Source organism: Microcystis sp. (assembly GCF_048564745.1).
GTDB classification, from domain to species: domain Bacteria; phylum Cyanobacteriota; class Cyanobacteriia; order Cyanobacteriales; family Microcystaceae; genus Microcystis; species Microcystis ichthyoblabe_A.
Genome location: NZ_JBLZRT010000132.1, coordinates 1 through 10469 on the forward strand (window position 1 = coordinate 1; position 10469 = coordinate 10469).

The following is a 10469-nucleotide window of genomic DNA, read 5'->3' on the forward strand; positions in this document are numbered from 1 at the left end:
TGGTCTTGGCTGTTTATATTTTAACCAATAAATTGCTGTATTGCAAGCATAGTGAGCTTTTAAAGATAAATTATTGTTTTATTGGTCAGCAATAATTGTCTGTTTTTTATTTAATTTTACATGACAAGTTCGGAGGAGCCAGAAAATTAAATTTTGAGCGCAGGCAGTTCGAGCAACTCACTGACCACGATGCGCTTCTTTTTGCATGAGTGCATGAGTAGAAAACGGGTTTCTCGGAGAAACCCGTTTTCTGTGCGTTACTCAACGGATTTAGTATAAGTAGGTAGGCGTTAAAAATTATCAGATGCCCCCCTTGATAAGGCTATCCATTAGTCGGATCTTTCTTAACAAAAAGAGAAGAAACTTAAAAAAAGGGGAAACGATTGATAGGTATAGTTTTGAAAGAAGGAATTAAGGTGGAGGTAAGCAAAAAAATGGAGAAATGGGCAGCCCAAGAATTACAGTATGCAGACCTAGGGGACACCAGAAGAAAGAAAAGGTTAATCAGTATCGTAGAAAACTTGGCCAGCCAACCTAGTACAAGTGTGCCACAAGCTTCGGGAAATCTAGCCGCAGCGAGTGCCACCTACGACTTTTGGAATTCCCCCTATTTTCACCCGTCAGATATAATTGCCGCCCAAGCCAAAAGTACAGTAGAAAGAATCAAAGAACATCCAATAGTTTTGGCAGTGCAAGACACAACAAGTTTAGACTTTACGACGCAAAAAGCCAAAAAAGGAATGGGTTATCTAGATTATAAAAAATCCTTTGGTCTCAAAGTTCATACCACATTAGGAGTGTCACCGCAAGGAATACCTTTAGGACTGATTAATCAATATGTCTGGGCAAGAGAAGAAAAGAATTTAGGGATTGCCAAGCAAAGAAAAAAAAGAGAAACCGAAGAAAAAGAAAGTCAAAGATGGTTAGATTCTTTATCAGAAACACAGCAACAAATACCCGAAGATATTCAAGTAGTAACAATCGGAGATTGTGAGGCAGACATATTTGATTTATTTGCCCAATCAAGAAGTCCTAACTCTCATTTATTAATCCGAGGAACTCATAACCGAAAAGTTAACTATCTCGAAGACAAGCAAAGGTCAGGGCATCCAGAGCCTAAATATTTACATCAATCCATCAGAGAAGTTAAAGCCTGTGGTAGCCTAGATGTGCAAGTAAAACGCAATCCTAATCACGAGGCTAGACTAGCTAAACTAACAGTTAGATTTGCCAGTTTTGAAATACAAGTACCTAAGCATCACTCGAAAGCGAACCCTCGTCAACCGGTCAAATTACAGGTAATTTTAGCTGAAGAAGAAAATCCGCGTCCTGGAGTTAATCCTATCAGTTGGCTCCTCTTAACTAGCCTAGACATTAGTAGCTTTGAATCAGCGATAACCTGCGTGCGCTGGTATAGTTATCGCTGGTTGATAGAACGCTATCATTTTGTTTTAAAAAGTGGTTGTGGATTAGAAAAACTGCAATTAGAAACGGGTCGTAGAATTGAGATGGCCTTAGCTACCTATTCAATTGTAGCTTGGAGATTACTCTGGTTAACCTATCAAGCACGCTTACACGGAGAGGAGAGTTGTGAAAGTTTTTTGGAAGAACATGAATGGCAATCTTTGTGTGCCACTATTCATAAAAAGAGTCCGCCACCTGAAAAGCCGCCCTCCTTTAGGGAAGCGGTCAGAATGATTGCTTCTCTTGGGGGGTTTTTAGGTAGAAAAGGTGACGGTGAACCAGGTGTTAAAACTATTTGGTTGGGACTGCGAAGGTTACATGATATCAGCCAGACTTGGAAACTATCTCATCAAATTAGTTCCCCCATAGAACCTCCTTGAGCCATCTTGCACACTTTTCTCTTTTTGTCAAATTTTATGTTAAGAAAGATGTGACTAATGGATAGAAGGGGGGATTAAGGTAGGGCTGATTCATTCTCCCATCAGAATATCAAAAGTAAAAGCGATCACTATCAGGTAAAATGATAAGTGACCGCCAACTTTTAAAATATATGTTGAGCTTAATAGAAAAACTAAAACAAGTCAAGGACTTTCGGAAATATAAAAGAAAAAGACACCCTTTATGGATAGTATTAGTAGTAATAATACTGGGAACAATGCTAGGATACTCAGGTTATAGAGAGCTAGGAGAGTTTGCTAAAAATAACTTGCCCTGAGCCAAGTCGAAGGGTCGGCACAGGCTCAGTCAAGAATTTAACATAGTTCCAGAAAGAGTCCCATCCTATTCAACAATTAGAAGGGTAATGATGGGAGTTAAATGGCAGAGTTTGTTAAAAATGTTTAATGAATGGGCATTACAAGAATATGGACAAAGAGATGATATAAATTGGCTAGGCATAGATGGAAAAAGTCTCAAAAACACCCTAAAGAATCCTAACAATGAACAACAAAATTTTATTATGTTTGTCTCAGTCTTGAAAGCCTTGTGCTACAAAGGTTTGAAATGTTAAGAAAGATGTGACTAAAGGACAGCTTATCAAGGGGGGCAGGGGGGATCGAACCTAAAATCCATTTTTAATTTAATTATAACCAGCTACTTATTTTGGTATTAAGTACGGCCGATTAACTATTGCAGTTAATCCAGCCTATACAAGTCAAGAATGCCTTAATTGTGGTCGGTTAATTAAAAAGTCTCTATCAGTCAGAACTCATGTTTGTTTGTGTGGGTATATGGAAGATAGAGACAAGATGGCGGCATTAAATATACTCAAAAAAGCTACGATAGGGCATATTGGAAACTGGCACCTCGACTTGCGCTCGGTTCGACTTGCGCTCGGTGAGCGTAGTCGAACCGAGCGCTTGGGGAGATTTAAGCTCTATCTTGGATGGTAGTAACACGGATCGAGTGAGCCTCACCGAACTCCTGCCAAGACAACTTAAGTCAATCAACCAAGAATCCCTCGCATGAGTGCGATGGGAGTGTCAACTCACTGGTCCAGGAAAGCTTAACTTTTCTCCTTGTATATAATGCTACTGACCGATGATCTACTTCTAGACTACCAACGTTGTCAACGCCGTGCGTTTTTAAATCTCTACGGCAATAGCCAAGAAAAAGACCCTGAGCGAGATTTTTTGCTTAAATTGCGCCAGGAGAGTCAAAGTCACGTTAAAAAAGTCCTGCAAGACTCCTATCCGGATTATTGTTCCCTGACTACCCCCACCAGCGATATTTTAGCCGCCGCTAGGGAAACGGAAGCTTTGATGCGTCAGGGGGTATCCTGTATTTATCACGGAGTCCTGTTACAATCTGGCTATCCCGTCTCTTTAACCGGTTCCCCGCATTTATTAATTAAACAGGCAGGAGAGTCGAAATTTGGCGATTGGATTTATTATCCCCTCAATATTCAACTCGGACGCCGTCCTAAGCCTGAATATAAGATGCTGGCTACTTTTTACGCCTACTTATTAGCCAGTATGCAGGGAGTTTTTCCCAATTACGCGGAAATTGTCCTACGTCGTCATAATCGCTATCGGGTGGAATTGAATCTCTGGTTAACTAAACTAGAGGAAATAATCAAAAAGTTCGGCGAAATGGTGATTAATCGCCAAGAACCAGAAGTTTTTATCTCGCGTCAGCGTTGCAGTTTATGTCATTGGTATAGTCACTGTTATGGTATCGCCCAAGCGAGTCAACATCTTTCTTTAGTCCCGGGGGTAACTCCCAGTCGTTACCAATTTTTACAGTCTTTGGGGGTTTCCACCATGGAATCCCTGGCGCTTACCTGTCCTACCCGTATGGGGGAGGGGATGGGGGTAGAGGTGGCTAATCAGTTACAATTACAGGCCCAAGCAATTATTGAAAATCGGGCCTTTCGCAAAAGCAACGGCAAAACTGCTTATTTGTCCCCCCTACCAAGGTCCGAGATTGAATTTTATTTTGACATCGAAGCGGAACCAGAACAGAATTTAGATTATCTTTTGGGGATTTTACGCGTTGATTATCGAGTTAATACCCAGCAGTTTTATCCCTTTTTGGCAGAAAAGCCAGAAGATGAAGGCAGGATTTGGCAGGAATTTTTAACCTTAGTCATGCAGGATTATCAAGCACCAATTTTTCATTTTTCTGAGTACGAAGTGGAAACAATTAAGCGATTAGGTTATCTTTATAAAACCCCTTCTTCTTTGATTAATCAGTTAGTTTCTCGCTGTTTTGATCTGCACTATCATGTAGTTAATTCGGTAACTTTTCCCGTGGAAAGTTATTCTTTAAAATCCCTCGCTAACTGGATTGGCTTTCAATGGCGCGATCGAGGAGTAAGCGGGGATCAATGCGTTTGGTGGTATGACCAGTGGTTAAAAACAGGAGATCGGACTTTATTGGCGGCTATTTTGCGTTACAATGAGGATGATTGTCGCGCCACCTTTATACTAAAAGATTGGCTTGTAAACTTTTTAATTTGATTCTAAAGATTTATGACAAATAGGGGGGAATGTAGCCGCTGCTACCCGTAGCCGTCAAGGGAAAATGATAGGCTATGGATGTGAAAACAGTCCCCTCACCCAATGGTGATCCCCATGTTCTCCCCACTCTTTCTCCTTCTACTCCTACTGCTTTCCTTCCTTAGTCTTCTCTGGTATCAAAAGACCGATAATGATATTTTTAAAGCTCTTGCCGTTAGTAGTTTGATTTTTGCAATTATTTGGGGCTTAGTTCTCGTTCATTGGTCAATTCACCTGCTGGGACTGCTGTTATTGTTAAAATTCAGATCCCCCGCTTTCAGCTTGGTGCGCGTGCCTAGATGGTAATGGTTTGACCCTAATCTTCTAACTGTCCGGTAGGTACTTCGATCGCTTGTACATCGATCGTACCGGGAGGGGTGAGAATAATAAACTTACCCCCTGCCACTTTTAACGGTTCACCACAGTTAGGACATTGGCATTCCGTGCGATTAAAACCCGTAAATTCGTAGCTACAGACGGGACAGCTATCTTCAACTAAATTGCGTCGCAACCACCAGCGAAAAATCCCCCAAGCAATGACGGGGGAAATTATTAGGAATGCCACGAGAATTAAAAACCCATTGACTAACCAACCTAGTCCGATCGAGCCTAACAACAATCCGACTAAAATCAAAGATAAGAAACAACCCAAACCAGAATCATTGACAGAATAGCTACGGAAAAAGTTGTTATTCACGGCTCAACCCTCGATTCATCAAAGCTGCAATTATCTTTAACCTAACACATTCCTAACACATTGCCACGATTAAATCTTCCTTTTTGCTCACCGGTTCCTCGCTCTCTTCTATCTTGGGTTTAGTTTTGAGCGAGATGATCTTGACTGACATCCTCAGCAAATCTGCTGGCGAGTGGATCGTCCGATTGTTATAATAGTCAGTCCCTATCTACCATATCTCTAAAAACCATGAGCGATCCTCGTCTATCTCTAGTGGCAGCTGCCCGAAGATTTTATCAACTGGGTTGGATGCTTGGCACGGCAGGTAATTTATCCGCTAAAGTTGATGATCATAGTTTTTGGATTACTGCCAGTGGCAAAAGTAAAGGTAAACTCACAGAAGAGGATTTTGTGCGCGTGGATCTGACGGGAAAAGTCAGAGAATTAGCTCATCAGGATAATCGTCCTTCCGCAGAAACTAGCATTCATCAGGTGATTTATTGTCTCTTTCCCCAAGCGCAAGCTTGTTATCATGTCCACTCGGTGGAAGCGAATTTAGTTTCCCGTTTTGCTCGCGAGGACAAGTTATCGTTACCTCCCTTAGAAATGTTGAAAGGTTTAGGTATTTGGGTAGAAAATCCTCAAGTATTTATGCCAGTTTTTGCTAACTATCTCGATGTGCCGAAAATTGCCGCAGAAATAGAAAGTAGATTCTCAACTTTCCCCCCAGAAATTCCCGCTTTACTGATTTCTTACCATGGCGTGACGGTGTGGGGTGAGTCTCTAGAAACTACCGAGAATTATTTAGAGATAGTTGAGTATATTTTTCGCTATTTAGTGGCAGCCTATCAAGTAAAACCTTGTTAAATTTTCATTTAGACAAGGCAATAAAAGAAAGATGCCGATATTTTCCAAGGCGCCACCCAGATTCGAACTGGGGGTAAAGGTTTTGCAGACCTCTGCCTTACCACTTGGCGATGGCGCCGATCAATCAGTATTTATCGTAGCATAACAGATGACAGTTTGCCAAGAGTGGAACCCAAGAGTCAAGCGATCGATCTATAATTTAGGCAGCTGTTCTCTAATCTAGTGGGGGATTTTAGGCTTAAAAAAGCGATTATGATCGGAAATCAAAGATATTTACTAACTTTTATCGGTTTATTAGCTTTATCCTTGCCAGTACAGGCTAATAATGCCGTTTACCTTAGCCAAAGTTCTAATACTGCCACTACTTTCGACAGTTATCGTCAAGAATGTTTACAAAGAGCGCGCGGGGAGGGATTAGCTGCTGATGTGGCAAAAGATCTATGCGACTGCACGATTAAAAAATTCCAAGCTCGTTACAATCTACAGCAATTCCGCGCCCTCGTGCAGAAGTCGAAAACCGATAAGGCTGCCGCTAGGACTTTATCGAGTGTGGGAGAAGCTTGTTTTGATGAGATTTTGTATGAATAGCAGTTATCAGTGATCAGTTATCAGTATGTAACTTCTCAAAAAGTGCTGATTGGCTCAGAGTAAGGGTTTCAGACGAGCAATTTTAGCCTAATGCTTAAGAGTGCTGAGAAGAATAAAACCTTAAAATCCTTGCCATGTAACGCTTACAGCCCTTTTTAACCGCAAACACGCACCCTACAAGCTGTATTAAGATTAAACTAATACAAGTATATCAGAGGCGGTAAGAGTGGGTTTAGAACTAAGAGTTGCAATTTGAATAGCTGCTAGTGTACCTGTCCCGTCCCCATCAAAGAATAGTCCTCCAGTGATTGTATTATAAATTAAGCGATTGCTGGCATTTAATGCAGTTGTTCCTAACACAAATTGAGCGGCTGTAATCGCAACTCCTGCGGCTAAACCACTGCCAAAACCCGCAGCAGAGAGAGCAATTTTATCCCCCTGACTGGAGAGAAAATCAGTAATTGTGTCAATCCCTTCATTGCGGTTGTTGAAGGTGAATTGATCGCTACCCGCACCCCCTGTTAGGGTATCATTACCAGTACCACCAATCAAGGTATCATTCCCATCACTACCATTAAGGATATTGTTACCACTATTACCAGTGATAACATTATTTAAGGTGTTACCGATTCCGTTAATATTTGTAGTCCCTGTTAACGTGAGGTTTTCTAGGTTATTTCCCAGGGTATAAGTTACAGAAGATTGAACGGTATCTGTACCTTGGTTAGCGTTTTCCGTAATCGTATCGGTAGTAGTATCAACTTGATAAGTATCATTCCCTAAACCACCGATTAGGGTATCAATTCCCGCACCACCATTGAGAGTATTATTACCGCTATTACCTGTCAGGATGTTATTAGCAGCGTTACCAGTTCCGTTAATATTTGCGGTTCCGTTTAAGGTCAGATTTTCCACATTAGCAGGTAGGGTAGTGGTGACATTAGCGGTTAAGGTATCGCTGATGGTGACAATTCCCTTGTTATTGGTAAGAGTTGCATTGACGGGATTACTGAGGTTAATGGCAAAAGTTTCGTTTGCTTCATTAAGGTTATCATTGAGGATGGGGATGCTAATAGTAGCAGTAGAAGTATTAGCAGCAATGGTGAGAGTTCCAGTTTTGCTAGTGTAATCTACATTAGCGGTAGCGTTAATGGGTGCGGTGGTATAGTTGACGCTAATTGGTTGTGGATTTGGATTGTTGACAGTTACGGTAAGGATTGCATTACTATCTTGACCTTCGACAACGGTGATATTGTTAATCGAGAGTTGGGAAACGTCATCATTATTAATTGTTCCAGTAACTGCGGTAGTTGTCCCAATTGTATAACCTGTCCCCGCAGCGAGGGTTAAGGTGACGGTTTCATCAGGTTCAACTGTGGTATCAGCAGTGGGGTCAACAGTTATAGTAGCAGTGGATGAATTAGCAGCGAAGGTGACTGTATTGGTAGTCCCTGTACGAGTGTAGTCGGTATTGAGGGTAGCTGTCCCTCCGAGGGTGTAATTGACTGTTAAAGCATTAGTTGTTACACCATTACACCAGTACGGGTGAAGGTATAAACCAGATTTGTTGTCCCGTCTTCGGTAACACTTGCGGGAGAGACAGCTAGGCTAATAGTAGGTAAGCTAGAATTAGTAACATAACTAAAATAACTAGCAGTTAGACTTAATGCTGTTTGATTATTGATAACTGCAATAAGTTCATCTAGTTCGGCTCCCGGTTTGTTGATGTAGAGATTAGTCTTAGAACCAGAAACAGTCAATAAATAGTCAATACTTGAACCCTTAAGCTGAATAATATCATCAGTGGGGTTAAAATCAGTAATTAAGGCATAATCATTATTACCCGCAGATGTTGTATTACCATCATCATAACCGATCCAAGTTTTATCACCAAGGATGAATTTATCCCGTCCAGTTCCTCCTGTTATATTATCAATTTCTCCCTTCCCAGGGGTTGTGCTTTGGGGGTTAACTCCTGTCAGAATATCATCGTTTTCTCCCCCATCAATAATGTCGCTTCCTTCACCACCATTAATTACATCATTTCCAGTATTTCCCTCTAAGCGATCGCTTCCTGTACCCCCTATAATAGTATCATTGCCAGCATCGCCAGAGATGATGACATTTTGAGAGCCAATTGCCTTAAGATTGTTGTTGCCTTTATTGCCATTGACAACCTCAACACCGAGATTATCAAGGATAAGGTTAATATCTCCATCTCCTTCAATGACTAAGACATCAAATCCTGCTCCCCCTTTAATATTATTAAGATTGTCGTCTTTATCAATGGTAATTAAATCATCTCCTGCACCGCCATCAATGGTATCACTTCCTGCACCTCCAGTAAGGATATCATTGCCACCAGAACCGACTAATTTATCGTTACCATCCCCACCGCTGAGAACTGCACCTTTAGTGCTACCTGATTTAACTGTTAAGATGTCATTACCCGTGCCACCTGTGGCAGAATAAGTATCATTAGGATCGATGGTTAGGTTAATATTTTGAGTGGAATCATCGGCAAAGATAATATCGGGTTTATTTTCGTAATTAAATTTGGCGATACCGTTACCAAGTTGTTCTAGTATTACGCCATTGGGATCGTAGGCAAATTGTACGTCATGGAGTTTGGCTGTCGGTCGAATATCAAAACCGAGGCGGGTAAAGTAAGCGGATGCAGTGATTTTATTGCCTGCAACGGTGTAGTCTTTGGTTTGGGGAGTGACGGAAATGTTATTAATTCCGTAGCGATAAAGGGCGGCTAATTCGCCTAGTTCAACTTGTCCGTTGAGGTTGGTGTCTGTCCAGATTCGTAGTTCGTTGAAGAGGCTATCACTGGCACTAATGAGTCCATCGCCGTTGTTATCAAGACTGGAGAGTTGGGTAACGTTGTTTTGGGCGGTTAGGGAGAAAAATTCGTTGAGTCCAGTGATATAGCCGTCTTTGTTGACATCTCGCACAAGGAAGCCATCAGTGGGGGCTACCCAGCCCATTTGTTCGGGGTAGGTGTCGTTATCTATGTCGTATTGGGTGAGGGATTCGGCGGCGGAGATGAGGCGGATTCCGTCGCCTGTGAGGTCAACTACGGCGAGTTTATAGGGGCTAAGGTTAAATTGGCTGGGGAGTTGGGTGGTGTCGGGGGTGTATTCGCTTTGGCCGAGGAGGGGTTGCAGGGTGACGGAACCGTTAAGGCCAAGGGTAGGAGCATATTCTTTTCCGTCAGCAAAACGGAAGATTTCGATTTGATTTTGGGGTTTTAGCCAGTCTTTTATCGTTACAAGAGTTGTGCGAACCATGTCTGCGGAGACTGCATAGCCAGGGCCAAGCGATCTTCTGGGAATTAAAATCTCTAAATTCAGATCGTTGTTTTTAATAACCCAATTGGATAAAAGCCAGCTTTCTGCTTTTGAATCAAATTGAAGAACATCAACACCGCCATCACGAGTTTTTCCTTGATAGCTTTCACTATCATAAATAGTTTTACTTCCGTCGCCAAGATTATAAGTATAGGTATCATCATAGTCTTCAAATTTACCCAGATCATATCCAAATCTTTCACCTCTGGATATTGCTACCCAATTATTAGAAATTCCATCACTTTGTAAATTAACAATATCATCTTTGCCGTCTCCATTAAAGTCTCCTATCAATTGCTGAGAGTTATTTTCATCTCCCCAAAAACCGATAGATAGCCCTTGAGCGCGTTGAATAAGGTTAAATGAACCATCTCCTTTAGATAAAGCTACCCAGTTATTAGAAATCCCATCACTTTGTAAATTAACAATGTCATCTTTGCCGTCTCCATTAAAGTCTCCTATCAATTGCTGAGAGTTATTTTCATCTCCCCAATATCCTGATGTTAGCCCTGTTTGATA

6 protein-coding genes, 1 tRNA gene and 4 pseudogenes are annotated in these 10469 nt (G+C 41.5%); 7 read left to right on the top strand and 4 right to left on the bottom strand.

Annotated features, from left to right (window positions below; genetic code table 11):
• Positions 1-434: 434 nt before the first annotated feature.
• The 5 genes and pseudogenes from ACOCD9_RS14950 to ACOCD9_RS14970 all read left to right on the top strand — a co-directional run bounded on the left by ACOCD9_RS14950 (position 435) and on the right by ACOCD9_RS14970 (position 4769).
• Complete coding sequence (locus ACOCD9_RS14950; protein WP_419547874.1) at positions 435-1844, top strand: IS4-like element ISMae7 family transposase; 1410 nt, start codon at positions 435-437, stop codon at positions 1842-1844.
• A 170-nt stretch (positions 1845-2014) separates the two neighbouring features.
• A pseudogene (locus ACOCD9_RS14955) lies at positions 2015-2437 on the top strand (transposase family protein); the annotation flags it as partial.
• A 124-nt stretch (positions 2438-2561) separates the two neighbouring features.
• A pseudogene (locus tag ACOCD9_RS14960) lies at positions 2562-2931 on the top strand (transposase); the annotation flags it as partial.
• Positions 2932-2990: 59 nt separating this feature from the next.
• Positions 2991-4424 (top strand): TM0106 family RecB-like putative nuclease, encoded by a 1434-nt coding sequence (locus ACOCD9_RS14965; protein WP_419547872.1) that lies wholly within the window; start codon positions 2991-2993, stop codon positions 4422-4424.
• Positions 4425-4526: 102 nt separating this feature from the next.
• The gene (locus tag ACOCD9_RS14970; protein WP_353737347.1) at positions 4527-4769 is read left to right on the top strand and encodes a hypothetical protein; all 243 of its coding nucleotides are present in this window, start codon (positions 4527-4529) and stop codon (positions 4767-4769) included.
• Between the two features lie 10 nt (positions 4770-4779).
• Here the strand turns inward: ACOCD9_RS14970 and ACOCD9_RS14975 are convergent, their stop codons facing one another.
• Positions 4780-5160: a hypothetical protein gene (locus ACOCD9_RS14975; protein WP_002760482.1), complete on the bottom strand. Its 381-nt coding sequence runs from the start codon at positions 5158-5160 to the stop codon at positions 4780-4782.
• Between the two features lie 228 nt (positions 5161-5388).
• Between ACOCD9_RS14975 and mtnB the strand changes: the two genes are divergently transcribed.
• Positions 5389-6006, top strand: coding sequence for a methylthioribulose 1-phosphate dehydratase (mtnB, locus tag ACOCD9_RS14980; RefSeq protein ID WP_419547873.1), 618 nt, complete (start codon positions 5389-5391; stop codon positions 6004-6006).
• Between the two features lie 47 nt (positions 6007-6053).
• On the opposite strand, the gene ACOCD9_RS14985 is transcribed toward mtnB, so the two are convergent.
• A tRNA-Cys gene (locus ACOCD9_RS14985) sits at positions 6054-6124 on the bottom strand.
• A 134-nt stretch (positions 6125-6258) separates the two neighbouring features.
• Here ACOCD9_RS14985 and ACOCD9_RS14990 point away from each other — a divergent pair.
• Positions 6259-6594 (top strand): hypothetical protein, encoded by a 336-nt coding sequence (locus ACOCD9_RS14990; RefSeq protein ID WP_287701053.1) that lies wholly within the window; start codon positions 6259-6261, stop codon positions 6592-6594.
• A 192-nt stretch (positions 6595-6786) separates the two neighbouring features.
• Here the strand turns inward: ACOCD9_RS14990 and ACOCD9_RS14995 are convergent.
• A pseudogene (locus tag ACOCD9_RS14995) lies at positions 6787-9125 on the bottom strand (beta strand repeat-containing protein).
• A 1089-nt stretch (positions 9126-10214) separates the two neighbouring features.
• Positions 10215-10415 (bottom strand): annotated as a pseudogene (locus ACOCD9_RS15000) (FG-GAP repeat domain-containing protein); the annotation flags it as partial.
• Between the last annotated feature and the right edge of the window lie 54 nt (positions 10416-10469).

Coding starts and splice junctions, on each gene's coding strand:
- ACOCD9_RS14950 (WP_419547874.1), top strand. CDS start 435: ATGGAGAAATGGGCAGCCCAAGAATTACAGTATGCAGACCTAGGGGAC.
- ACOCD9_RS14965 (WP_419547872.1), top strand. CDS start 2,991: ATGCTACTGACCGATGATCTACTTCTAGACTACCAACGTTGTCAACGC.
- ACOCD9_RS14970 (WP_353737347.1), top strand. CDS start 4,527: ATGGTGATCCCCATGTTCTCCCCACTCTTTCTCCTTCTACTCCTACTG.
- mtnB (WP_419547873.1), top strand. CDS start 5,389: ATGAGCGATCCTCGTCTATCTCTAGTGGCAGCTGCCCGAAGATTTTAT.
- ACOCD9_RS14990 (WP_287701053.1), top strand. CDS start 6,259: ATGATCGGAAATCAAAGATATTTACTAACTTTTATCGGTTTATTAGCT.